16 protein-coding genes are annotated in these 24548 nt (G+C 67.5%); 3 read left to right on the forward strand and 13 right to left on the reverse strand.

Annotated features, from left to right (window positions below; all coding sequences use genetic code 11):
• The first annotated feature begins 80 nt into the window (after window positions 1-80).
• The 3 genes from HYV14_00565 to HYV14_00575 are packed head-to-tail and all read left to right on the forward strand — an operon-like array spanning window position 81 to window position 5736.
• Window positions 81-4043, forward strand: coding sequence for a hypothetical protein (locus HYV14_00565; GenBank protein MBI2384484.1), 3963 nt, complete (start codon window positions 81-83; stop codon window positions 4041-4043).
• A gap of 11 nt (window positions 4044-4054) precedes the next feature.
• Window positions 4055-4861 (forward strand): hypothetical protein, encoded by an 807-nt coding sequence (locus HYV14_00570; GenBank protein ID MBI2384485.1) that lies wholly within the window; start codon window positions 4055-4057, stop codon window positions 4859-4861.
• A 32-nt stretch (window positions 4862-4893) separates the two neighbouring features.
• Window positions 4894-5736 carry a hypothetical protein gene (locus HYV14_00575; protein MBI2384486.1) on the forward strand — a complete coding sequence of 281 codons (843 nt, stop codon included), beginning with the start codon at window positions 4894-4896 and terminating at the stop codon, window positions 5734-5736.
• Here HYV14_00575 and HYV14_00580 read toward each other — a convergent pair.
• From HYV14_00580 to HYV14_00640, 13 genes are all read right to left on the reverse strand, one after another.
• The gene (locus HYV14_00580) at window positions 5733-6746 is read right to left on the reverse strand and encodes a membrane dipeptidase (protein MBI2384487.1); all 1014 of its coding nucleotides are present in this window, start codon (window positions 6744-6746) and stop codon (window positions 5733-5735) included. The genes HYV14_00575 and HYV14_00580 overlap by 4 nt on opposite strands.
• Window positions 6747-6797: 51 nt before the next feature.
• Window positions 6798-7271 carry an FKBP-type peptidyl-prolyl cis-trans isomerase gene (locus tag HYV14_00585; GenBank protein ID MBI2384488.1) on the reverse strand — a complete coding sequence of 158 codons (474 nt, stop codon included), beginning with the start codon at window positions 7269-7271 and terminating at the stop codon, window positions 6798-6800.
• Window positions 7268-8344 carry an N-acetylmuramoyl-L-alanine amidase gene (locus HYV14_00590; protein ID MBI2384489.1) on the reverse strand — a complete coding sequence of 359 codons (1077 nt, stop codon included), beginning with the start codon at window positions 8342-8344 and terminating at the stop codon, window positions 7268-7270. Before HYV14_00590 ends, HYV14_00585 begins: the two co-directional genes overlap by 4 nt.
• Before the next feature lie 162 nt (window positions 8345-8506).
• Window positions 8507-9508: an NAD-dependent epimerase/dehydratase family protein gene (locus HYV14_00595; GenBank protein MBI2384490.1), complete on the reverse strand. Its 1002-nt coding sequence runs from the start codon at window positions 9506-9508 to the stop codon at window positions 8507-8509.
• Window positions 9505-11112, reverse strand: coding sequence for an AMP-binding protein (locus tag HYV14_00600; protein ID MBI2384491.1), 1608 nt, complete (start codon window positions 11110-11112; stop codon window positions 9505-9507). The genes HYV14_00595 and HYV14_00600 overlap by 4 nt, the downstream gene beginning before the upstream one ends.
• Window positions 11109-11996 (reverse strand): alpha/beta fold hydrolase, encoded by an 888-nt coding sequence (locus tag HYV14_00605; GenBank protein ID MBI2384492.1) that lies wholly within the window; start codon window positions 11994-11996, stop codon window positions 11109-11111. Before HYV14_00605 ends, HYV14_00600 begins: the two co-directional genes overlap by 4 nt.
• Entirely contained in the window at window positions 11993-12400 is a 408-nt protein-coding gene (locus HYV14_00610) for a barstar family protein (GenBank protein ID MBI2384493.1), read from the reverse strand. The genes HYV14_00605 and HYV14_00610 overlap by 4 nt, the downstream gene beginning before the upstream one ends.
• Window positions 12401-12422: 22 nt before the next feature.
• Complete coding sequence (locus tag HYV14_00615) at window positions 12423-12785, reverse strand: hypothetical protein (protein ID MBI2384494.1); 363 nt, start codon at window positions 12783-12785, stop codon at window positions 12423-12425.
• A complete protein-coding gene (locus HYV14_00620; GenBank protein ID MBI2384495.1) occupies window positions 12782-15319 on the reverse strand; it encodes a trypsin-like peptidase domain-containing protein in 2538 nt (845 codons plus the stop codon). Before HYV14_00620 ends, HYV14_00615 begins: the two co-directional genes overlap by 4 nt.
• A 53-nt stretch (window positions 15320-15372) precedes the next feature.
• The gene (locus tag HYV14_00625) at window positions 15373-16386 is read right to left on the reverse strand and encodes a 3-oxoacyl-ACP synthase III (protein ID MBI2384496.1); all 1014 of its coding nucleotides are present in this window, start codon (window positions 16384-16386) and stop codon (window positions 15373-15375) included.
• 46 nt (window positions 16387-16432) lie between these two features.
• Entirely contained in the window at window positions 16433-23377 is a 6945-nt protein-coding gene (locus HYV14_00630; GenBank protein MBI2384497.1) for a type I polyketide synthase, read from the reverse strand.
• On the reverse strand, window positions 23374-24387 hold the full coding sequence (locus tag HYV14_00635) for a hypothetical protein (GenBank protein MBI2384498.1): 1014 nt from the start codon (window positions 24385-24387) through the stop codon (window positions 23374-23376). The genes HYV14_00630 and HYV14_00635 overlap by 4 nt, the downstream gene beginning before the upstream one ends.
• Window positions 24388-24540, reverse strand: a complete 153-nt coding sequence (locus HYV14_00640; protein ID MBI2384499.1) for a hypothetical protein — start codon at window positions 24538-24540, stop codon at window positions 24388-24390.
• Window positions 24541-24548: the final 8 nt, after the last annotated feature.

Here is a 24548-nt window from a genome sequence, read left to right on the forward strand (position 1 = left end):
TTCCTAGGCCGTAAGAGTCGTCACTTCGTAGGACCTTCGCCCCGCGCGTCTTTCCGCCGGGGTTGGTAACATCGGTCCCTATGATCAACGTCATACTCTCCCCGCGCAAGGCCGTCGCCCTTTTTCTCGCCGTCTCCATCCCCGGACAATCCTTCGCCCAGACGATCGGCCGCGCCGCGCCGGCCGCGCTCCCCGGGACCGGCGCGATCGCCCCGCTGACCGCTCCGGCTCTCTCGCCGCTCTCCGCGCCGAACCTGAGCGTCCCGAGCCTGCTCGCTCCCGCGCCGGCCGCGTTCGCCGCGCCCGCGCTCCAGGCGCCGGCGCTTCAGGCGCCGAGCGCCCCCCTCGCGCTGCGCCCGGTCCTCGCCGCGCCCGCGCGGGCCGCGAGGCCGGCGCCCGTCACCGGGGCCGCCCGCACCCTGCAGACCCGCCTCCAGGCCGACACTAAGGAGGGCGCCGGCAAGGCCGCGGCGCTCGACAGCTTCTGGACCAACGGCGCCCTGAGCGCGGCGTCGAAGGACGACGACGCCGCCGTCCCCGCGGGCGACGCCGCCAAGGCCCCCGCGGCCAGCCTCGCGCCCTCCAAGCCCGTCTCCCCCGAGACCAACCCCGAGCTGTTCGCCCCGCGCTCCTCGCGCGTCGGCATCAGCCCGGCGAAGTACGTCTACTGGAACGCGCTCTACAACATCCTCCAGTGGGCCAACCTGAAGTTCTCCAAGGATCCGAACCGCCGCGTCTCGTGGGACAAGTGGCCCACCAAGCTCGGCCTCCTCTACCTCATCGGCAAGATCCGCTTCCTGCGCTCGGGCACGATCACCGACCCCTACGACTACGCCGCCAACGACCAGAAGCCCAAGGGCGCGGAGCCCGAGCAGGCCAAGCGCGGCTACACCGCCGACGGCTCGTGGGCCGTCGACACGGACAACCCGCGCATGGGCGCGGAGAACACCCGCTTCGGCTCCAACATCCCGCCCAAGCAGGTCCGCCCCGACGTCGAGAACATGACTCCGTCGGCGCGAGAGGTCGGCAAGCTGCGCCACCGCGACCAGGATCCCAACACCGGCAAGGACATCGTCAAGCCCGCGGGCATCCTCAACGATCTCGCCGGCGGCTGGATCCAGTTCCAGTTCCACAATTTCGGCGGCAACACCAAGCGCGCCCCCATCGGTCAGAACCCGCACGTGATGCCCCGCAACCCGGGCGACAAGTGGCCCGAGAAGGAAGCGCTGCTCGACCGCACTTCTAAAGACCCGACGCGCGTCACCGACAACGGCCGGCCGACGCCGATGAACGAGCGCACCCAAGCCTGGATCCAGGCGCAGATCTACGGCACGAACGAAGAGGAGCAGAAGCCGCTGCGCACGTGGACCGACGGCAAGTTCCGCCTCGACGAGAACGGGAACCTCCCGCCGCACCCCACCAAGCCCGGCATCGATCACTCCGGCTTCATCAACAACTACAACCCCCTGCTCTCCTTCCTTCATTGGGCGTTCGTGGTCAACCACAACAACATCGTCGACCACCTGAGGAAGTTCAACCCCGGCTGGGACGACGCGAAGCTCTGGGACTACGCCCGCAAGATCAACGTCGCGAGCACGGCGCAGATCCACACCACCGAGTGGACCGAGGATCTCCTTCAGCACCCTACTCTTCAGGAAGGCATGCACGCCGAGTACTACGGCCTCCTCGGCCCCAAGTTCAAGGCGTGGGTGATGCGCGCGTCGTACCGCCACCCTTGGTTCGGCAAGCTGATGAAGCCGCTGACCAACAACGACGTGTTCTGGGGCATGCCCGGCTCGAAGTGGGAGCACCACGACGGCCCGTTCCAGGTGCCGAAGCACTTCCGCTTCGTCTATCGCCTGCACGAGATGATCCTCAGCGACCACGAGTTCCTCGCGCCGCCGACGGCGACCGAGGGCGAGAAGCTGCTCGGCCGCCGCGAGCTCATCGACTTCATCCACTCGAACACGCGCCCGATCGTCGAGCAGTACGGCTACGACGTCCTCGCCTGGTCCTTCGTGCGCAAGTCCGCCGGCGCGCTCACGCTCAAGAACTTCCCGAAGGCGCTCACCCAGTTCAAGGACCAGCAGCACGATAAGCTGATGGACCTGGCCGAGGCCGACACCTTCCGCGAGCGCACCGACGGCACGGGCTCCTACAACGAGTTCCGCCGCTCCGTCGGCGAGCCGCCCGTGGCGAGCTTCCTGGAGCTGACCGGCGGCGACGCCGAGCTGGCCAAGGCGCTCGAGGTCAAGTTCGAGGGCGACGTCAACAAGGTGGACGCCGGCATCGGCATCCTCGCCGAGCCCAAGCCCGCGGGCTTCGCGCTCGGCTTCACGCAGTTCTACCAGTTCGTCCTCAACGCCCCGCGCCGCGTGAAGTCGAACCGCCACCTCACCGAGCTCTATTCCCACAAGGACTACACGTTCGAGGGCATGGAGTGGCATTGGCACTCCGGCGGCATGGGCGGCGTCCTCGCCCGCGCGATGAAGGGCCTTCCCCGCGGCAAGGACGTCATCAAGGCCATGGAGGGCGTGACGCGCTGGTTCGCCCCGTGGCAGGACACGGAGACGTTCCCGGTGCGCCTGCTCGACACGGCTAACGCGAACTCCTCGATCATCCTGAAGAAAACGTTCAAGCTCGCGCTGTGGGGCTCGTTCACGGCCTTCTCGGCGTGGATGGGCGTCGCGGTGTCGGCGTTCACGATCGTGCCGGTCGCGGCGGTGGCACTCGGCCTGCCGATCTTCCTCTACTACAAGCGGATGCTCGCGTACCGCTACATGCAGAAGGCGTGGCAGTCCGCGTACACGGACCGCCGCCGCTCGATGTTCCCGACCTTGTTCCTCGGCGAGAAGGTCTCGCGCTGGGCGGCCGGCGCGGGCAAGCTCGCCGCGACCGCGGCGATGCTCGTCGCGGGCTTCGCGGCGGTCAGCCTGTTCGCCACGAACCCCGTGGTCGCGATCTTCGCGGGCGTCACGGCCCTCAAGGCCCGCTCGGTGATCGGCGCCACGAAGCAGTACGAGAACGACATGGCGATCCTCAAGATCGCCCTGCAGAACCGCCTGCGCGAGGGCTACCCCGTCGCGACGGCCAAGGACGCCGCCCCCGAGGCGAAGTCCGACCTCGAGCGCCGCTACTGGATGCTGGTCCCCGCGGGGGCCAAGCAGCCGGTGGCGACCGTCCGGCACAGCTACCGCGTGCTCCACGAGCACGGCCTGGGCCGGCTCATGGCGTTCAAGACCGCGCTGATGTCGCACCTGATCTTCGGCCACCGCACGCAGCGGGGCATGGGCATCAAGGCGCGCTGGAAGGCGGGCATCCTCTTCAACCCGCTGGCGATCTACGTGCCGAACATGGTCCAGGCCCAGGGTCCATCGTCCACGGGCGTCTACGCGCACGAGAACAACGACAAGGGACTGACGCCCGGCGACGTGGACATGGCGGTGTTCGACGAGATGTTCTCCCGCTACGCCCCGGGCCGCGACTACATGACGGAATACGACTTCGCGCGCATGCGCGAGGACAAGCGCTGGCGCGATTCCCAGACGGGGATCGGCGGGCCGGTCTCGCGCTGGCTCGGCGAGATCGCGGTGAAGAAGCGCACCAGCCAGCTCCTGCAGCTGTACGCGGACACGGTCGCCAACGAGGACAAGCATCTCGTCCCGGCGATCAGCCGCGACATGATGCTGCGCGTCTATAAGGGAACGGCCCAGGCCGACATCGCCGCCGAGCGCGCGCTCGACGGCGTCCACCCGGACCTCCGCGCCGCGAACCCCGAGGGCAAGCCGACGCTCAAGGAGAAGGCGAAGGGCGATCTGAAGCAGCTGGGCTCGGCCGTCCGCACGTTCGCGGGCAGCCTCGTCCTGCCCTACACCCCCGCTCGGTTCATGACCAACGTCCGCGCGGCCAAGACCTTCCTCTCCACGGCGTGGAAGCTCGGCTGGATCGCGATCGCGGCCGTCTTCTCGTACTATCTCGTCCGCGACAGCATCCTCTACATCCTCATCCCCTGGCTCGTGGCCAAGGGCCTGTTCGGCTTCTAGGAGACTTAAAGATGAAGAACTTTCTTCGTTCCCTGCTTCTCGTTTCGGCTCTCGTCTCGGCGGCGCACGCCGGCCCGATCCCCGAGGGCTCGTGGGGCGGCCTGTCGGCCCTGCTCAAGGGTCCCGACGTGATGGCCTTCCTCCTCAAGGCCGACAAGACGAACCCGACCGCGGGCTACGCGATCCTGGCGGAGTACACCCGCCTTCCCTACATCCCGGGGCCCGAGCGCCTGGAGATCGCGCGGTGGGTCCCGCGGCTCTACATCTACCGCGTGGAGCAGCTCGACAAGCTTCGCTTCGCGGTCAAGCCGCTGAAGGTCTCCGCGACGGGCGGCCTCGAGATCGACGGCGGCTACGCCGCGGCGGGCGAGCTCACGCTCGCCAAAAAGGGGACCCTCGTCGGCGCCACGCTCACGCGCTACGAGAAGGGCGATCCCGCGGTCGCCGAGGTCGTGACCTTCGACGGCAAGGTGTCCTCGACCTGGGAAGGCTACGTGCCGGGCGCCTATTTCGGCTCCAAGGACTCGACGGGCGGCGACTACACGCACAAGAACATCAACACGAGACTGGGCGACGACAAGGTCGCCGAATTCTTTCAGAGTGAGGTCAAGGGGAAGTTCGACATGACCGAGGCCGCGCCGGGAATCTTCACCTTCAAGGCCAAGGGCGCGATCGCCAAGGGCGCGGACAAGGTCCTCTCGCGCATCGCCGTGTTCGTCGACATCGTCAACTGGAAGCCCATCATGACGACCGACGAGCTCCTGCTGATCAACCCCGACGACGCCAAGGACGTCGGGTTCTACTACGAGCGACACTAGATAAACCGCGCCGCAAGGGCTATCCTGCGCTCATGGAGCCCGTGACGCCGTCGCCAGGGAAGCCCAGCTGGGGATCGTTCCTCGCGCGCGTCTTCGTCGGGCTGGCCCTGGGACTGCTCGCCGTCGATCTGTCCTGGAACCTCCTGCGCGCCTGGCTGTCCGGGAGCCTGGAGCTCTCCGCGGAGCCCGCGATGAAGGCCGCGTTCATCTTCGCGGCCGCCGGTTGCGCGTTCCTGACCGGTCAGCAGGCGCGCGCGGCGGCCCGGGCCTGGCGCGGCGACCCCGATCCGACGGGCGCCGAATGGGCGGCGCGGACCTTCGCGGCGGTCGCCGTCGTGTGGATGGGGTGGTACTTCCTGATGTGCCTACCCTACTTCATGCGTCCATACACCATGATGAAGGAGCGCCAAGCGGCGATCCTGGCGCGCGTGCCCGAAGTCGCCCGGCTCGAGACCCTCGACGAGGCGGGCCTGCGCGCGCTGACGATCGCCCTGATCCCGGCCGCCGCCGACCCGGACAAGAGCACGCGCGCCGGAGCGCGAGAGGCCCTGACGCGCGCGGCCGCCCGCCCCGGCGCGCCGAAGGACCTCCTGATCCCGTTTTTTCTCGCCGATTTGGAAGAGACTAAGATGATCCCTTCGAACGCGGCATGGGGCCTCGGAGAACTCGGCGCGGAGGGCCGCGCGGCCTTGATCGCGACCGTGACCGGGCCGGGCGATTGGGCGCCCCAGGCGGCGGCCTTCCAGCTCGCCCGGATGAAGCCCCCCGCCGTCGACGCGATCCCGGCCCTGGAGGAGGCGCTGTCCAAAGCCCCCGAGCACCGGCGCCACGAATTCCGGCTCGCCCTCGACCGGATCCGGGGCAAGCGGCGCTAAGGCGCGCCGGCGGCCAGCGTCCGGCGCCAGAACCTCACGAAGGCCTCGGCCCCGCCGTCCGCGGGGATGCCCGCGGCGGCCAGTTCTTTTAGCACGAGGCCGTAGGCAACGGGGCCCGGGACTCCGTCGATCAGGCCGATCACGCCGTTGAAGTCGGAGCCGAGCGCCACCGCCTCCGGCCCCGCCTCGCGCGCCAGGACCGCCGCGTGCCTCGACAGCGAGGCTCGGTCCGGTCCCGCGTAGTTGGCGGCGAGCGCGAGGCCGACCAGCCCGCCGCTGCGCTTCACCTCGCGCAGGAGCTCGGGCGGGATCGTCCGTTCGCACGGCGTGAGCTCGCGCGCCGCCTGGTGGGTGAACAGGATCGGCAGCTTCGGATGGCGCGCGGCCAGGTCGAGCGCGGTCCGGTCGCTCGCGTGGGTCAGGTCGAGCATGAGGCCCTTCTTCACGGCGTAGTCGACGAGCCTTTCCCCGTCCTTCGAAAGCCCCTTCGGGTTCCGCCGAACGGCGTCCTTGCCGCCGGGCACGCAAGTCGGGAACGGCCAGTACCGCCCCGCGGCGGCCCCGCCCCAGCGCGAGTCGACGAAGTGCGCGATGGTGAGCATGCGCACGCCCCGGTCCCACAGCCGGTCGAGGCGCTCCGGCGTGTCGGCCCCGCCCGCCCCTTCGACGGCAAGGATCACGCCGAGACGCCACTCCTTGGACCCGAGCACGGCCTCGCCCTCGTCGGGCGTCCGCACAAGGGCGACGCGCGGATCCTTGGCCGCCCAGCGCTCGACCTGGCCGATCTGGCGGAACAGAGACCGGGCGTAGCCGCCGCGGAGCTGGGACAGGACCGGCGTCGCGTACAGCGGGACCACGACGAGGCGCATGTCGGCCGCCTTCAGGTCCTCGAGCTTGACCTGGTCCTCGATCATGGGAAGATGCAGGTGCAGGTCGATCGCGGAGGCCGCGGCGGGAGCCGGAGCGAGGAGCCACGCCGCGGCCGCGAAGGCCGGCCAGGAGCTGAGCATGGCTTATCCTATGAAGTGTTTCGACTATCCTCAAGGATAGTCCGACGCCGCTCAGCGGATCTCGACGACCTTGATCTTGTAGCGCAGGGCCTTCCCCGCGAGGGGGTGGTTGAAGTCGAGGGTCGCGGCGCCGTCCGAAACCTTCACGACGCGGCCTTCGGCCGCCTTGCCGCCCTTGGCGCCGGCGACGACCTTGCCGGGGGCGATATCCTTGGCCAGGACGCCGAACTTCTCGAGCGGGATCGTCCGGATCTTATCCGGGTCGACGGGGCCGAAACCCTGGTCGGGCGTCAACACGAGCACCTTCTCCTCCCCCTTCCTCATGCCCACGAGGGCCTCGTCCACGGGGCCGGGGAGGTTGCCGTCGCCCTGGATCACGGTCAGGAACTCGCGGCCGACGTTCGACTCGATCACGGTCCCGCCGGAGGTCAGCTCGTAATCGAGCGCGACGGCCGCGCCGGGAGGCACGCGCCCCTCGCGGGAGCAGGCGGCCAGGAGCAGGACGGCGGCGAGGCCGAGCCTCACGAGCCGACGACGGCCAGCGGCGTGAAGTCGGTACCGGCGACGCCGCCGCTCACGATGATCTCGTTCTCCTTGTCGATCTTGCGGCGCAGGGAGTCGAGCATCGCCATCAGGTGGGCGCCGGGGCAGTCGGTGTTGGTGTAGTGCTGATGGGCCTCGAGGAAGCCCTTGGCGTTCGGGTCCTTCCTATATTTGACCGAGAGATAGGTCACGAGGCGGGTGAGGCTCTCGATCTGGGCGCCGGTGGGCTTGACCTTGTTGAAGTCGCCCATCATGGCGACGCCGATGTTGCCGTCGTTGGCCCCGCCGGCGTGCGCGCCGAGGTATTCCGCGCGGCGTCCCTCGACCACGCGCCCGTCGCCGGCGACGAGGAAGTGGTAGCCGATGTCATCGAAGCTCTCCTTGCCTTCCCGCGCCCGGCCGACCATGTGATAGTGCTGGATGTTCTTCACGGCCTGCGCGGTCTCGACCTCGTTCATCGCCTGCTTGCCCTGCGTGTGGTGGACCGTCACGCGGTACGGCGCGTGCGCGGAGTTCGAGCCGCGCCGGGGCGCGGCTCGCCAGCCGAGGCGGCTCATGATCGGGGCCACGGTCGGGAACTTCTGCTCGAGCTGGAACGAGGCGAAACCGAGCAAGGTCAGGCCCGCGTCCTTGGCGGAGCCCGGGGTCGCCCCGCTGCGGGAGTAGTCGTAGTCGTCCGGCAGGGGCGGCACGGCGCCGCGCAGGTCGGTGATGCGCTCGCTCGCGGCCGCCGTATAAAGGAGGCGCTTGCCCGTGCGGCCGCCCGCGGCGCCGCCGGGAGCGTAGCCGGCCGAGGCCACTCCGTCCCGCATGCGCGCGCCGTCGAACATGGCGCTGGCGCCGTTGGCGGCGTCCTCCGGGGCGGCGCCGCTGAAATCGGTCGCCGGGGCGTAGGCGACAAGGTCCTTGCCCGAGCTGCGGCGGCGCGGCGGGTCTTTCTCGCGGGTCGCCGGGCCGGAGCCTGATTTCGCGGACACGGCCTGATTCTCCTCATTGCAGCCGGTCAACGCGCCGGAGGCGAGGACGAGGGCGAGGATCGGAAGTAGGCGTCTCATGCCCGAAGTTTAACCGATTCTTCGGCGCCGGCCATAGGTCCTTGGGCCCAGAGGAGCCGGGCCTAATCAGCCTAGAGAGTGTCAGGCTTTAATGATGGAGAAGAGCGCTTTTTTAAGGTCTAATGCCCGAGAGAGGGGCCTTTGGTGCCAGGCATTAAGGCGTTAAATATTTCTTTGCGTGGCCCTGATCCAGTGCGCCAGGCGGGCCATCCCGTCCTCGATCTTCACCTTCGGGCGCCAGCCCAACTCGCGTTTGGCGGCCGAGATGTCGAACCAGTGGGAGGTGGTCAGGGTATCCACCAGGAACTTGGTGAGCGGCGGCTCGGAGCGCAGCCCCAGGGCGCGCCAGGTCCCCTCGCAAGCGCTCGCCGCGGCGTAGGCGAGGGGCTTGGGGATGCGCCTCTTGACCGGGCCCAGGCCCGCCGCCGCCAGCATGAGCTCCATGAACTCCCAGATCGGGCGGGGATCCCCTCCCGACAGGAAGTAGGCCTTCCCCGCGATCTCGGACAGCGGCGAGAGCTGGATCGCGGCCAGCACGTGCGCCTCCACCGCGTCGTCCACGAAGATCGTGTCCACGAGCTTGTTGTCGTCGCCGATGCGGAACAGCCGCCCCGCCCTGTGCCGGGCGATCACGCGGGGCAGTATACTCCTGTCCCCCGGGCCCCAGATGAGATGCGGGCGCAGGGACACGGTGGAGAGCCGGTCGTGGTCGGCGGCGAGCACCATCTGCTCGGACAGGGCCTTGGTCTGCGAGTAGAAGGAGTCGAACTTCTCCGGGTAAGGCGCGCTCTCGCCGACCCCGGACACGTCCCCGCCGTGGAACACGACGCTCGGCGAGCCGGTGAACACCAGCTTGCGGATGCCCTGCTCCTGGCAGGCGCGCAGGACGTTCTTCGTCCCCTCCACGTTCACCGCGTAGAATTCCCCATACGGGCCCCACAAGCCGACCTTCGCGGCGACGTGGAACACCACGTCGCGGTCGTCGCAGGCGGCCTTCACGGCCGCGTAATCGGTGACGTCGCCCTTCGAGCAGTCGATGCCCACCGCCTCGAGGTCGGCGTAGGAGCCGCGGCCGAACACGCGCACCTCGTCGCCGCGCTCCCTCAGCTTGCGCGCCAGCGCCGCCCCCAGGAAACCGCCGCCGCCGGTGACGAGCGCCCTCACTCCAGCCGCCGCCCGGCCCAGACCGCCAGAGCCTCGCGGTTGATCTTCGCGTTGTGCCGGGTGTCGACGGGGAACGACGGATGGAACAGGATGTCCTTGATGTCCCTCGTGAATTCCGGTCTTCCCGGAAGGTTCAAAATGTCGGCTTTGAGGGCGTCGGTGGGGTCCGTTCCGGGCTCGAGCTCCACGCACAGCACGGGGTCAAGGCCGACGCCGACGAGCGCCGACCTCTTCACCTTCGGATGCGCGTTGAACACGCCTTCGACGCAGATCGTATAGTGCTCCCCCTCCTTCGTCTTCACGCGGTGAGCCTTGCGTCCGCAGAACCACAGCCGCCCCAGCTCGTCGTAGTAGCCGAGGTCCCCCATCCGGTGCCAGAAGCCCTGGGCGTCGCCGATCTTGGCCTTCGCCATGTCCTCCACGCGCCGGAAGTACTCGCCGGTCACGACGGGGCCCTTCACCGCGATCTCCCCGATCCGCCCGCGCGGCACGCGCAGGTCCTCCGACCAGGTCTTGATCGGGCCGTCCTCGATGCGGATGACGGCGGCCTCGATGCCCTTCACGGGCCGGCCCACGCACACCCCTTCTCCTCGCAACGTCCTGGCCGCCGTCTCCTCCAGGATCTCGACGGAGGAGGTGAGCGCGACGGGCAAAGCCTCGGTCGCGCCGTACGGCGTGTAGATGGGCACGTTCGGGTTCAGCATCCTCGAGAACAGGGCCAAGGTCTTCGCCGGCGCCGGCGCCCCCGCCGACATCACGCGCACGAGCGTGGGGAGCGCGATCCCGTGCGGCACCCCGAACCGTCCGACGCGGTCGAGCAAAGCCGGGGAGCCGAACAGCTGGTGGATCCGGTATTTCTGGATCGGGACGATGATCGCCATCGGGTCCACCAAGCCGGGGCGGGTGAAGTCCATGTCGGGGATCACGACGGTCTGCCCCAAGGCCGCGTCGAACAGGCCGAACAGCGGGAAGGTCGCCAGCGAGAGCTCCCCCTCCTTGATGTCGAACAGCTCGCGGAGCTGGTCCACCTGCGCGGAGAACATCGAGTGCTCGTACACCGCGCCCTTGGGGGCGCCGGTGCTTCCCGAGGTGAATAGGATCGCGGCCCGGCCGTCGGGCGGCACGGCCGGGAGGTCGAGCGTGCGCGCGCGGCCGAGCTCGCGCATCGTCTCGAGCGTGGGCAGGCCGAGCGAGGGCCCCCCGGCCACGATCTTGATGCGCGCCGTGGGGGCCCAGCCGCCGATGGCCCTTGCCAGGTGCGCCTTGGCCGAGCCGACGAACGCGTCCGGCGCCGCCTCCGACAGGCACCGCCCCATGTTCGAGAAGCCGATGCCCGGGTCCACGAGCACCGGCGTCACCCCGGCGCGGAACAAAGCGAAGGCCGTCGCGAAGAAGTCCCGCGACGGCGGGATGAGCACGGCCACGCGGTCGTTCTTCTTGAGCCCGGCGCGCAGGAAGCCGTGGGCCAGCAGCTCGACGTCCTTGCCCAGCTCCGCGAAGGAGGTGATGGTCTCGTGGTGGATCAGCGCGGGCTGGTCGCCCAGACGCTTGGCGTTGTCGAGGAGGCGCGAGCCCAGGTCCGTCGCGGTCGCCGTCTCGCTCATGCGGTGACGGGCTTGGCGACGAAGTCCTTTATCAGCATGACGGCCGTTGGGCCGTCATCCTCGAGCAGGAAGTGTCCGCTGTCGGGGAAGCGCTTCACCGTCGCCTTGGGGAAGCGCTGGATCCAGCCGTTCAGGAAAGCCTCATCGAACACCCAATCCTTCAGGCCCCACGGGAGCAGCATCGGGGTGTCCTTGAACAGGCCCAATCGGCTCTCCGTGTCCACGACCGCGTCCCAGGCGTCGTCGCCGGGCTTCAGCGGGATGTCCTGCACGAAGCGGTGCACGGCGCGGCTCGCCGCCCAGCCGTCGTAGGGCTCATGGTAGCCGTCCATCACCTCGGGCGAGAGCGTGACCTTGGCCGTGCAGGAACGCAGGACGACGCGGCGCACGAAGCCGGACGCCCGCAGGGGGATCCCGGTCAGGGCCCCCCGCATGATCTCCAGTCCCTTCGGGAACGCCTTCTCCGCCGGCAGGCGGAAGCAGGAGGTGTTGAGCGCGACGATCGCCTTGATCCGCTCCGGATGGCGCACCGCCCAGGACATGCCGATCATGCCGCCCCAGTCGTGAACGATGAGGGTGACGGGGCCGATCGGGGCGACGGTCTCCATGAGCTTGTCGAGGTCGTCGACCCGACTCTTGAGCGTATACTTATAGCGCTCATCGCCGGGGCGATCCGATAAGCCCATGCCGATATGGTCGGGCACGATGCAGCGGAAATCGGGAGAGAGGGCTTTGACGACCTCTCGGAAGTAGAACGACCAGGTGGGGTTGCCGTGGACCATCAGCACGGTCTCGCCCTTGCCCTCGTCGAGGTAGTGCATGGCGTAGCCGCCGAGGTCGAGGCGGCGGCCGGTGAAGGGGTAGAGGGGTTTCCAGGTGTTCATTTGAAAATGACAGTCTTGAAGGGATGTCTCATGTTTTGCCACGAATGCCAATGCTCGCCAACCGACGTCAAAACGTCGAACAGCTCGGCGTGTTCCTCGGGGCGAGATTGATGAAAGCGCTTTGAGCCGGAGATGAGAAGCAGATGCCCCGCAGCCTCCGCCCAGCCAAGGTCCGACAGAATGTCGCTCAAAGCGTTCCAATTCTTGCTGTCCTTGATCGGGGAATCTATCGCCAGGGCGAAGGTGCGATAGATGGACGCGATATCCGTACAGCGGCTCAAATCTATCTCCCAGGAACGCCACTTCCTGGCCATCGCGTTCTTGCGCAACTCCGTTGCTGCGATCGCTGGCAAAGCGACCACATACGGAGGCTTCGAATCTTGGAAGATGGCTTCAATCGTCATTGAAGATTCCCCTTCATGTAATTCACTTCAACAAATCGACGCACATCTTAATCGTGACCGAGCCGGCGTATCTCTTGAATTTCTGCAGCAATACCTCATTCGAAGCGATTTTCTCACAAACGCTGAGGCCAACGATTCCCCGAATATCTTCGTTTGAATGGTTTGCCAAATCCTCAAAGAACCCGAATATGCGTTCGAGCAACTCCGCATTCTTAACTTCATCGGCGAAAAGGTCCGGAACGACTTGTCCGGCCACGAATGCAAAGAACGGATGGGGCCCGTCATCCGCCAACGCCCGATCCTCCGGAGAGAACCTATCCACCAATTCCGGGAAGGCTTTAAGGAATTGCGCCGAAGTCTGACGATATTCGGAATTTGCCCTCATGGGATTTTCGACCGTGCCCAGGCCTCCACCGAGTGCTGGAGATCGGCCTTAATCGCTTCCGCCGTCATGCGATCGACATCCGACATCTTGCGAGTCCTCAAGAGTCGATTCAAGCGATTGATGTTATCCTGCGCCTTCTGCGCATGCCAACGATTCCCCGTCTGAACCTTCGTCATGGCCTCACGCCGCAACGCCCCGGCCGTTCCACCAGGATATCTGTCCGTCGGCTGAAAAAGATCGTTGATGACCTTTTTCAATTCCGAATCTTCCGCTGACGGCTTCTTCAAATCACTGCGGAGGGTTTTCTCGATTTGGTCGAGTTCATTCTCGTCATCCCCAGGATCATTCGGATCTCTTGGAGTCGACTGCCCCTCGGAGATGGCCTGTTCGCGAGCCTCAGCATCCAAGCTATCGTGGTGTTTGTCTGACGCCGCTTCCACCCTGTCGCGCTCCGTTTTCACGATCGGAGGAGCAGCCGGAGCGGGTTGCTTGATGGGCGGCTTGTTCGCCGCCGTCTCCGTCTCTTTCGCCAACGCGCAGAGCGCTAACGCCCCCGCGATGATCGCGGGATTCGCCTGCACGCACAACGTCGCCGTCGCGGGGCCGGCCGGACCGCCGGCCGCGGTGGCGACCACGACGACGGTCACCTCCAACGTCAGGACCGTCGCGCCCAACGCGGCATAGCAGACATTGTCGCCGAAGGTGCGGCCGGTTTCGGTCAACCACGGGTGCTTGGCGCTCTCCTCGTCTAGGCCCTTGTGCGCGGCGATCGACGGCGGTGGATTATCGACATAAAGGATCGCTACTCCGGCCGCATTCGTCCTAGTGATTGCCGTGGTCGTCCCGTTCACCGTAAAGGTCGTTTCATGACCGCCGAGCGGGAGTTGCTCGGGGTCGGCGCTCGTGATCGTCGCGGTGAAAACATACTGGCCGTCTTGATCCTGCGCAGCCGCGAGCCGGACTTTGAGTTCCGGCTTCGGCTTGGGTTTGGGTTTGGGCGCCGGCTTCGACTCTTCCCTCTTCTTCTCGGCGACGGTATTCCCCTTGGGAGCTGCCGACGGATTCGACTTGAACAACGACCCGATCCCCCGGAACAGCGCCGGGATGCCTCGGAAAATCAGCGCTTCGACCATCGGGGCCATCGCCTTCCCCAATGCCGCGCCGAGCTCGGCGCCCCCATTAGAGCTGTAACTTGAACCAGAAGAAGGCGCAGCGTCATCGCAGTTAGCCTTGCAGACGGCGCGAGTATTACCGTCGTAGAAATAAAGATGGCTGGCCTCCGTCGCCTGCGCGCCGGGTGCCCGCCTGTCGAGCAGGAGTCGGGAGGCCGTCTGAATCGACGCAGTGCCCGATTCCGAAAGTTCGATGGGAGCTGACGGGGCCGCCAGTTCGCCGCCGGCGAGCCAGGCCTTCAGCGCCGGGGCCGATACGGCGACAGGCCAGTCGAAGGATTTCCCCTCCGAACGCGCCGAGCGAAGGACGAATACGCCGGCCAGGCGGCCATCCTCGGTCAACGCCGCGCCGCCGGTCATACCCACGTCGATGGCGGCGTCCGTCTGGAACGACGACGAATCCGCCGAAGTCACCAACCCGCGCACCCGCGTCCAAGCGCCCGTACGTTCAGGATGACCGACCGCTTCGATCAAGTCGTCTTTGGCTGGGGAGCCTTCCGCCAAAACGAAGCCTTTGACCGGCACATCGGCACGAAGCAGGGCCAACCCCGATCCATCACGCCGCGCGATCCGGACGGGAATGAGTCCTTTTTTTCCGCGGCGAAGGATGACGAGGCCCTCGCCGTCGGCGAGGCGGCCGTCGGTCACGAGAGAATCCTCGACCGCCGTCGCCGCGCCGAGTATTTCCAGCCCGTCCGAGTCCTTGCGAGCCAGGAGGTAGACCCCGGAAGCGTCATCGGCCGAGACGGCGCGGGAGGCGGCGACGAGCCCGGCCGGAGCGGCACGATTGGCGCCCGACAAGGCCTCGTAAGCGCCGGCGCGACGGCAATACAAAGCCGCGCGGATGCTTCCCACCGCTTTTTCCGATCCGAGCGCCCGAGTCAGGCGGTTGATCTTCGCGCGCAGAAGCGCGTACTCGCGGGCGGAGGCAGGGACGATTGCCGACGCCTCATCGAGCTTCGCGGCCGTGTCGGTGCCACCAGCCCCGGGGCCGAGCAAGGACGCCAGCCATGACGACAGGGAATCCGATTTAAGCAGCCGCGCGCGCGAGGACTCAGGAGAGCAGGGAGCCTCGGGCAAGCGCTTCGCCCAGGTGTAGTCCACGACGGCGAGCGCGCGATATGCCGCGTCGAGAGCGGAAGCCCGGTCCTTGAATTGGTCCGGCGAATCGACGGCCTCGCGCAGACGCTTTAGAGAGGGCTTTGCGTCTTCCTCGCTGGCGAAGCCCTCCAGCCCCTCGGCGACGAGGGCGAGATCGGATTGGAGCTTGGCCAGACGCTCGCCTTTTTCGGGGCCCGTGGTCGCGAGGGCGGCCTCGTCCTGAGGGATCTCGCGCGTCAGGAGAATGTCGACCGGCGCCAATTCCGCCGCCTGAAGGACTGGCTGAAACGCGAGCAGCGCGGCTAGCGCGAGTCTTACCACTCGAGCCCCAGCATCATGCAGTTGAGCCCCGAGCCGATGCCGATGAACCCGACGCGGTCGCCCTTGTTGAGAAAGCCCCTCTCGTCGGCCAAGGCGGCCGTCAGGGGCAGGCTGACCGTGCCGATGTTGCCGAGGAACTCGTAGGTCGGGAAGTCCTTATCCGCGCCGACGCCGCATGCGGTGAGCAGCGCGGTCGTCTGCGGGCCGCCGACCTGATGGGTGATGGTCTTATCCATCGTGGCGCTGGTCCAGCCCATGACCTTCGCAAAGCTCTGCCAGGTGAGCTTGGCCAGCTCCATGCCGTTCTTGAGCACGGCGGGCGCGTCGGTCCGCATGAAGTCGCGGTCCCACTGGCACAGGTCCCAGTGCTGGGGCGCGGCCTGCACCGTGCCGCCGAGGAGCTTGGGACCTGTCTTGCCGAAGGTCCCGTCGGTGAGCACCACGCCGACGGCGCCGGAGCCGCCGGTGAGCGTCGCCACCGAGAGCTTGAAGTGCTCCATGGTCGGGTTCGCGAGCATAGACTTGATCATCGCCTCGTTGATCTCGCGGGCCGACTCGCAGGAGACGACGAGGCCGGCCTTGATCTGGCCGAGCTCGATGCGGTTGGCGACGTCGATCATGCCGGACAGCACGCCCAGGCAGGCGTTGCTGATGTCGAAGACGGCGCAGTCCTTGCTCACGCCGAGCTTAGAGGCCACGGCGCAGGCGGTCGCGGGCTCGGAGGATTCCTTGCAGACGCCGGCGTAGACGACGACGCCGAGGTCGGAGGGCTTCACGCCGGCCTTCTCGAGCGCCTTTTTGCCGGCGCGCGAGGCGCCGTCGGAGAGCTTGAAGCCGGGATCCCACCAGCGCCGCTCGCGGATGCCGGTCAGGGCCTCGATCTGGCCGACCTGGAAGCGGAGCGCGGCGTAGACGGGCTGTATGCGCTTCTCGAGCTCGGAGGAGGTGACGACGTTGGGGGCGAGCTCATAAGCCAAACCATCAAGGGTCACTCGGTTATATCGCATTGAAGTTATTCACTCTATTCACGGGCCCAACTGTCGTCAACGACAGTCACGAACTCACTTTGAGGGTAAAGTCGCGCATCTCGTAGACGACGAGGCCGTCGCGCAGAAGATAGCCGTCCGCCGTCAAAGTCTTGTCCGCCTCGTCGACCGAGGTGATCCAGCACTGGACCTCGACGGCCTTGTTCACGGGGGTATACTGGCCGCGGTAAAGCCACTTGTGGGTCTTGCCCAGGACCATGCTCTCGAAGCGGCCGGCGCCGGGCCAGCGGTCGCGGGCGTGGCACTTCATGAGCTCGATGAACGACTCCAGGCCGAGGGAGCCGGGACAAACCGGATCTTGATAGAAATGGGCCGAGAAGAACCACTCGTTCGGATTGACGGCGCGGCGGCCGATGAGCGCGCCGAGGCCTTTGGGCCCGGCGTTGTCGTACTGCTCGACGGAATCGAGCAGGAGAAGCATCGGACCGGGCAACGACGGCAGACCGTCTTTCAACGGCAAACGGCGTGGAGAAACTCCCACGGGTGCCGCAAAGGGCTTCGCGCCTCGCAGGCCGACCTGTTGAGCGAGGGATTCCTTGGTAAAAAAGCCGAACTCCGTTTTGCCTTGATACACCAACCGACCGGCAACGTCGTGCATCACCATATCGTAATTCTGAATGATCATCCCGCCCGACTGCGAGACTTTGGTCATCACGACCGAGGTGACGAGCGTGCCGGTCTCGGGGGTGACCTCGACATGCTGGATCGCGTCGCCGCCCAGGTTCCGAAACGACAGATCGATGGGGCTCGTCAAGGCCGAGCCGCAATAGGCGGCGAGCCAGCCGCAGGGCTGGAGGGCGACCTCGAGAAGCACGGCGAAAGGCATCGTGTTCTGGCCGTTCTCGCGGAAGTACCAGGCGTCCTTGGGGATGTCGTACTCGCAGGTGGCGGCGGCGCCGGCCTTCAGGACGAACGGCGCGCCCTTGGTCTCGACGACGCGGTCGAGGAACTGGTACGGCGGGCCGGGCAGACGGGCGAGTATGCGGTCCTTGTCGAAGATCTTGTAGGGCTCGCCGAAGGCCTCGGACGGATTGCCGTTCGAATAGGCCATGATCTTGTCGGAGTCGAAGAAGACCGTCTTCTCTTTCTTGAGCCACAGGGACTCGATGGTCGCACGATTCGTGCCGGAAAGTCTTACCGACATATCCGTGATCTGAACGATATTCTTATCGTCAGAGTACATGAACGCGTCAGCCACGCAGAACGGGGCGCCGTCGGCGCCGTAGCCGAGCTCCTTGATGTGAAGCTCGTAGCGGGCCTTCTTCGTAGAAGCGAGGACCTGGCCGCGGCACTTGAGCTGGGAGGCGACGCCGGGGACGGGCTCGTGCCAGACCTTGCCCTTCTCCCCCACCCAGCCCATTCGCATCAATTGGACGCGGAGCGTGTGCAAGCAGCACTCGTACATCAAGGTGCCGGGCATGACGTTGTCGTCCTTGAAATGACAGACCAGGTGCCAGTCGTCCGGATGGATGTCCATCTCGCCGACGGCGCGGCCGAGGCCGTAGCGGCCGCCCTTGGGGTCCAGTTCGAGAATCCGGTCGACGAGCTTCATGCGGCCGCCGGGGAGAGTATCCGGAACGAACGGCAGGGACTCGAATGACGGACCAAATGCCGTCTTCAAATCTCCGGTGCGTAAGGATTCGAATTGACCTTCGGTCAACGACACCTTCTCATTGAATGGCGCCAACGGTTTCCAATCCGCGGGGAGCTTGCCGGGGGCCGGCATTTTTTCGGCATCCGTCAGCACGATCCCCTTGCCCTTTGCGAGCTCGGCGTTGGTAAAGAAGCCGGCGCAGCCTTTGCGCATGGTGAGCAGGGGCTTGCCGTCGACGGTCGAATCGTACCTGAAGAAGAAAAGCCAGATGTCGTCGTGCTGGCCGAAGCCGTCGATGCTGATGTCGTACTTGATCACCTGGCCCGGCTTGGGCAGGTGATCGTGGAAGGTGACGATGGCGTCGAGGAGGCGGTAGACGGCCTTGCCCTTGGTCTGGGTGTCGATGCCGAGGTAGCCGGACAGGAAGAGGTCCGCCTGGCCGGCCTCGACGGCGATGCAGGTGGGGATGCGGCCGGAGTCCAAATACCAGCCGTTAGGAAGCACGTCGTGCTCGGTGACGCAGGAGCCCGACTTCATCGAGTTCGGGACGCCGGTCACGGACAGGATACGGTCGCAGAGCATGAGGGGCTCTTCGGGGAGGCGGACGCGGGTGGGATAGGAGTCCACGTGGGCGAAGGTCTCGCCCAGAACGCTGCCGATCTTGCCGGAGGCGAATTCGAGGCACGCCCTGCGGTCCATGAACACCGGCTTCACCGGGGTTGGGGCGGAATTCAACGAATTTGCGAGCCTGACACCAGCATCGGGAACGACGGCTTGTCCCGAAGCGATGCGGATCTGCTGGCTGAGGTTGTGGGATTGGAGCTTGGCGAAGTTCTCCGCCAATTTCAGATACATCTGATGAGCCTGCGCCGTCAGCGCGGCCGCGTGGGACAGGCTCCCGGCCGCGGACGGCGCCGCCTGCGGGGTGACGACTGTTTCCGGAAACAGTTCGCGCGGCGCCTGCGGCGCGCGCGGAGAGGAGAACTCGTCGCCGGGAAGGCGGGGCTCGGGAATGCGAACGGAAGGGACGACTCGCACCGGTGCGAGTTCAGGAGCCTTCGCCGGCGGAACGGATAGAGTGCTTGCCTTCGGCGGCGACGGCGGAGACCAGGACACTTTGGAGGGACGGCCGCCTAACGGCAAACGGACGTATTGCGCCGGCTGCGCCGGCGACGGCCTATGACCGGCGCAGAAGGTACGAGCGCCGTATAACGGCTTCAGATCGACGGGGAGGCGCTCGGAGATCAGGAAGGCCAACACCTTGAGGACGCCCGACACGTCATCCATGCCTCGGCTGTCGACCGACCGCGCGTTGTGGGTCAGAGGACCGAGGATCTTGCCGATCATGCGCGTGCAGCTTCCCTGGGGACCGAGCTCGATGAACGTGCGCACGCCGTCTTCGTAGGCCGTCTTGATGAGAGCCGAGAAATTGACCGACCGGATGGCTTGGGTCGTGATCGAGTCGGCGGCAGACTCGCGCGTGACCTCGTAGGCCTTGCCGAAAGCGCCGGAGTAGTAGCGGATGCCCTTGGGGGCGCGGGTCGGGAAAAGATGCAGGTCTCGGTATTGTTTCTCGACCAATTTGGCCGCGGGAAAGTGGACCGTCGATACGCCTTGTAATGGCAGGAACACACAGCCGAGACCCTCGACCAATTTCTCGACGGCGGAGCGGTAGCCCCCCACCACGCACTCGACGGGGGCGTTCACGATCAATAACGCCGCGCGCTCGGCGCCCTTGAGGGCCATGTTGACCGCGTCGGCGGGGCGGTCCACGACGCCGAGCACCCAGTCCACTTTTTCATTCGCGGGCAGGCGCCAGAACTGGCGGGCGGCGTCGCAGGGGCCGGCGAGCTCGGAGGTGAAGAGGGAGGACTGCTTCATGCGGCGCAGCATCTCGTCGCGGGCGGTCCAGGCGCGCGTGGCGAACAGGCCGGCGGTCTCGCCCAGGCTGTAGCCGACGACGGCGGACGGGTTCACGCCGAGGGAGCGCAGCAGGTCGCTGGTGACCGTGCCGTGGGCCACCGAGGCGAAGATCAGGGCGTGGTAGTCGGCGTTGAGCTCGCTGTCGGCCTTGGCCTCCCAGCCGGGCTCGAAGGCGAGGCGCCATGGGGCGACGCGCGCGGGCGTCATCTGGTCGCGCAGGTGGCCGTTCTCGGCGTCCTGGCGGCGCAGGACCTCGGGCCATTGCGCGCCGAGGGAGGCGGTCATGCCCAGGTACTGGTTGCCGGAGCCGGGGAAGACGAAGGCCAGGTCGCCGCCGAGAGGCTCGCGCGTGGTGAGATAGGCGCGGTCGGAGGGCAGCGGGCGCTCGGGGTTGTCGCGGACGGAGTCGGCGGCCATGCGCGCCAGAGCCAGGAGCTCCTTCCAGTCGCGCGAGACGAGGGCGCAGGCGTGCGACGCCTCCGGCGCCGAGCCGCGCTTGATCCACCAGCGGCGGGCCAGGGCCTCGATGCCGTCGCCGGGGTCCTGGGAGGCGGCCCAGTCGATCAGGGCGTGCAGGCCGGCGAGCAGGAAGGCGGGGTCGGCGGCCTCGACGACGAACAGGGCCTCGAGGCGCGAACCGAGAGGCTGGCGGCGCTCGTCCTCGACGCGCGGGTCGGAGGTCTCCCGCTCGAGCTGCTCGAGCACGACGTGCACGCAGTCGCCGTCGACGCCCAGCGAGGTGACGCCGGCGCGGCGCGGCCCGTCGGCGCGGTTGCGCAGCCAGTACGAGGCGCGGCGAGGCGAATGGAAGCGGCGCGACGCCGCGGACAGGGGCGCGATCGGGTTGACGATCACGGGGCCGGCGGGCAGTATTTCTTGATACAACGACAGCGCGGCCTTCACGAGGCCGGCCAGGCCGGCCGCCGCGCCGGCGTGGCCGATCACGGATTTCGAGGACGACAGCGCGACCGGGAGCTCGGCCTCGGCGGTCCCGAAGAAATCGACGAGCGCCGCCGCCTCGCTGCGGTCCTCGCCCGGATGGCCGGACGCATGGCACTCCAAAAGACCGATGGTGCTCGGGTCCGCCTTCGCGTCGTCGTAAGCCCGGCGCAGGGCCTCGACGCAGGCCTCCGGCGTGGGGACGAGCGCGTCGGCGCCGCCGCCCGAGGCGGCGCCGAGTCCCTTGATGACCGCGTACACCCGGTCGCCGTCGCGCAGGGCGTCGTCGAGGCGCTTGAGCACGACGCAGGCCGCGCCCTCGCCCGGCGCGGAGCCGTCGGCGGTCGCGTCGAACGGGCGCGAGCGGCCGTCGGGCGAGTAGGGCTTGAGGGCGTGGGCGCCGGCGAGCGCGCGGGCCTCGCCCGCGACGTCGACGGCGCCGGCCAGCGCGGCGTCCACCTCGCCGCGCTGAAGGGCGCGGACGGCGGCCTCGAGCGCCTTGAGGCCGGAGTTCTCCTCGGCGGAGACGGTGAAGCTCGGGCCGCCGAGACGGAACTCGCGCGCGACGCGGCTGGCGGCGACGCTGGCCAGGCCGCCCATGACGCGGTTCGCGGTGAGCGCGGGACCCGAGGCGTCCCGCAGCGAGGACAGCCAGGAGGAACGCTCCGCGGCGGACAACGACCAACCCTTCGCTTTCGCCCAGGCGTCGGCGGAGGTCTCGAGCGACCAGCGGAGATCGTAGTGCGTAATCGCGAGGTCGAAGGCGACGCCGAGGAAGACCCCGACTCTATCACGTCCTTCTTCCGATAATTTCGAGTCGGCGATCGCCGCCGCGGCGCTCTGCAACGCCAGGAGCTGCTGGGGCAGCATCTCCTCCATCTCCTTGGGAGGGATCCGGAAAGCAGCCGCACTGGAGCCCGCCTCGCGCAGAAACCGGCCCTTGAAGCCGGCGGGGGCGTCGATGCCCCACCAACGGTCCTCGGCGTACGAGCTCTCTTGTTCGACGCCGCTCAAAACGGCTTCTTGGAACGAACGGAGATCGTCGAGGGTCCCGAAGCGAGCGTCCATGCCTATGATGGCAACCGGCACCGAGGCCGGGATATGACGGCGGACGGATGGAGAACTCTTCGCGGGTGCCTTACGACGCTCCGGAGCTTCTTCAACCAACAGATGAGCGTTGATGCCGCCGAAGCCGAACGCCGATAACGCGGCGCGGCGCGGGGTCTTCGCGTCACGACGAGTCCACGCCGCCGCTTCGGACTGAACTCTGAAAGGACTGCCCGTCAAACCGGCGTTCGGATTTTCGGTATGGAAGTTGGCGTTAGGAGGAAGGGTCTCGTTCTCGAACCCCAAAAGGACCTTCATGAGTCCCGCGGAGCCGGCGGCCGTCAACAGATGACCGATGTTGCTTTTCACCGATCCGAGCGCGCACTGACCCGGGGTCCAGCCCCTTTCTCCCCACAGCGCCTTGAGGCTCGCCGCCTCGATCGGGTCGCCCGTCGGCGTCCCCGTGGCGTGGCACTCGATGAAATCGATCTGCGACGGGGACAGCCCCGACTCCAGATAAGCCGCGCGCATCGCGCGCAGCTGGCCGACCGTGTTGGGCGCCAGGAGGCTGCCCCCCACGTCGTTGGAGAGCCCCCCGCCCACGAGCACGCCGCGGACGCGGTCGCCGTCGCGCTCCGCGTCCGACAATCTCTTCAAGACGAACAGTCCGGCGCCCTCGCCGACGACGAGGCCGTCGGCCGCCGCGTCGAACGGCGACGGGATGCCCGACGGCGACAGCGCCCGCAGCTGCGAGAAGCCCATCTGCGTATACAGCGACTGCGGGCGCGCCATGCCGCCGGCGAGCATCGCGTCGGCGCGGCCGGCGCGCAGCTCCTCCATGGCGAACTTGAGCGCGTACAGCGACGAGGCACAGGCCGCGTCGAGCGTCCAGGAGCCGCCGCCGAGGCCGAAGGCCTTGGTCAGGACGCCGCCGGGAAGTCCCGCCACGAAGCGGTTGGCGGGATTGACGCGGGAGGGAGGCTGCTTCGGGACGATGCCCAGGGCGCCGCGCTCGAACGCGGGCAGGAGCAGCTCGCGCGACCAGGCCGAGGCGCCGTCGGTGGGCAGGACGAGCTGGCCCATGACGACGCCCATGCGGGACTTGTCGGCGGAGGCGAGCTTCGCGCCGGCGAGCGCCTCCCGGGCCGCGTGGAGGGCCAGGTGGAACGCCGGATCGAGGGACAGCGCCCATTCCGGGTCGAGCGCCAGGCCCGCGGGGTCGAAGACGAAATCCGAGACGAAGCAGGCCTTCTTCGAGTAGACCTTGTCGTAAGCGCCCTTGGCCGGGTCGAAGGCCGCGTCGGCGGGGATCGCCCAGCGGCCGGCGGGGACCTCGCGCGCGGAGCAGCGGCGAGAGACCAGGTTCTCCCAGAACCGGGCGGGCGTGGGGGCGTCGGGGAATATCCCCCCGGCCCCTACGATCGCGATCGGCTCCGGTTTCTGGCTCACCGCTTATAGATGGTGTACGCTTCCGCGTCTTCGGTCCATTCGACGCTCGCGCGGTTCAGCCGCCGCAGGACGCCGAGCCAGCCGCCGTCCGCGGGGCTGGTGACCGTCTTCGACAGGGCCGCCTTCGAGGCGATGACGCGGATGGTCTCCGCCGAGACGACGTCGCCCTCCTGAGGAAGCTCCGCGACGAGGCGCACGCCGAGCTTCTTCGCCTCCTCGTCGGGATACTCCCAGGACTCGCCGGCCTTCAGGCGCTTCTCCTTCACGTTCTCGTTGGGGACGACGAGCGCGGTCTGGTCCTTCACGCCGAGGTCGTAGATGTTGTACAGGTAGATCCAGCAGTCCCGCGTCGCGGTCACCGTGATCTTCGCCTCGTCGCCGTGCAGGAAGCGCTGGTTGGAGACCTGGAGCTCGACGAAGAAATCCTTGTCGCCGGCGGCGTCGCGCGGCACCGCGCAGGCCTTGAGCTTGAGGCGGTACAGGCAGCCCGGGCAGTCCGGGACGTCGCGGTAGCCCTCCTCGAGCACCTCCTCCTTGACGATCCGCCCGTTGCGCGTCGTCTGGAGGATGCCCTCGGTCAGCCGCGACTCCTTGCGCAGGCCTTCCTGCTGGAAGTCCATGAACTTCGACCGGACCTCGACGCCGAGGAAATCCTGGACCGCGGCGGCGCGCGCCTGCTCCATCGCGGCCGCGCGCGTCTGGTGGCGCGTGTCCTGGGCGCCGACCGCGACCGACGCCGAGCCCTCGAGCCAGGTGCAGCCGTCGGGATCCACCCCGAGCACCTTGCCCTGGCGCTCCCGGACCTCGTTGCGCGCGACCGCCTCCTTCGACTCGCCCTTCTCCGTCGCGACGACGACTCCGCCGCTCCGCGGCGAGGATTCTCCGTGAGACTTCTCGGCGCGGACCTTCACCGCGTCGTATTCCGGCCCGGAGGCGGCCTTGACCTGGGTCTTGCCGCCGCCGCAGGCCGACAGGGCGAGCGCGCAGGCGAGCGGGAGGGAGCGTCTCATTCAGTTTCCGCCCGCCTCTTTGTCGAGCGACCGGTGGGCCTTCTCCGAGGCGGAATGCGAGCCCTCGTAGTTCGGACGCGGGTCGGCCTTGCGCTCCTTGCAGGCGGCGGCGAAGGCGGACAGGACGATCAGCGCGAGCAGGGTCTTCTTCATGTGATTCC

The sequence above is a fragment of the Elusimicrobiota bacterium genome (assembly GCA_016182905.1).
Taxonomy (GTDB): domain Bacteria; phylum Elusimicrobiota; class Elusimicrobia; order UBA1565; family UBA9628; genus GWA2-66-18.

Coding starts and splice junctions, on each gene's coding strand:
- HYV14_00565 (MBI2384484.1), top strand. CDS start 81: ATGATCAACGTCATACTCTCCCCGCGCAAGGCCGTCGCCCTTTTTCTC.
- HYV14_00570 (MBI2384485.1), top strand. CDS start 4,055: ATGAAGAACTTTCTTCGTTCCCTGCTTCTCGTTTCGGCTCTCGTCTCG.
- HYV14_00575 (MBI2384486.1), top strand. CDS start 4,894: ATGGAGCCCGTGACGCCGTCGCCAGGGAAGCCCAGCTGGGGATCGTTC.
- HYV14_00580 (MBI2384487.1), bottom strand. CDS start 6,746: ATGCTCAGCTCCTGGCCGGCCTTCGCGGCCGCGGCGTGGCTCCTCGCT.
- HYV14_00590 (MBI2384489.1), bottom strand. CDS start 8,344: ATGAGACGCCTACTTCCGATCCTCGCCCTCGTCCTCGCCTCCGGCGCG.
- HYV14_00600 (MBI2384491.1), bottom strand. CDS start 11,112: ATGAGCGAGACGGCGACCGCGACGGACCTGGGCTCGCGCCTCCTCGAC.
- HYV14_00605 (MBI2384492.1), bottom strand. CDS start 11,996: ATGAACACCTGGAAACCCCTCTACCCCTTCACCGGCCGCCGCCTCGAC.
- HYV14_00610 (MBI2384493.1), bottom strand. CDS start 12,400: ATGACGATTGAAGCCATCTTCCAAGATTCGAAGCCTCCGTATGTGGTC.
- HYV14_00615 (MBI2384494.1), bottom strand. CDS start 12,785: ATGAGGGCAAATTCCGAATATCGTCAGACTTCGGCGCAATTCCTTAAA.
- HYV14_00625 (MBI2384496.1), bottom strand. CDS start 16,386: ATGCGATATAACCGAGTGACCCTTGATGGTTTGGCTTATGAGCTCGCC.
- HYV14_00635 (MBI2384498.1), bottom strand. CDS start 24,387: ATGAGACGCTCCCTCCCGCTCGCCTGCGCGCTCGCCCTGTCGGCCTGC.
- HYV14_00640 (MBI2384499.1), bottom strand. CDS start 24,540: ATGAAGAAGACCCTGCTCGCGCTGATCGTCCTGTCCGCCTTCGCCGCC.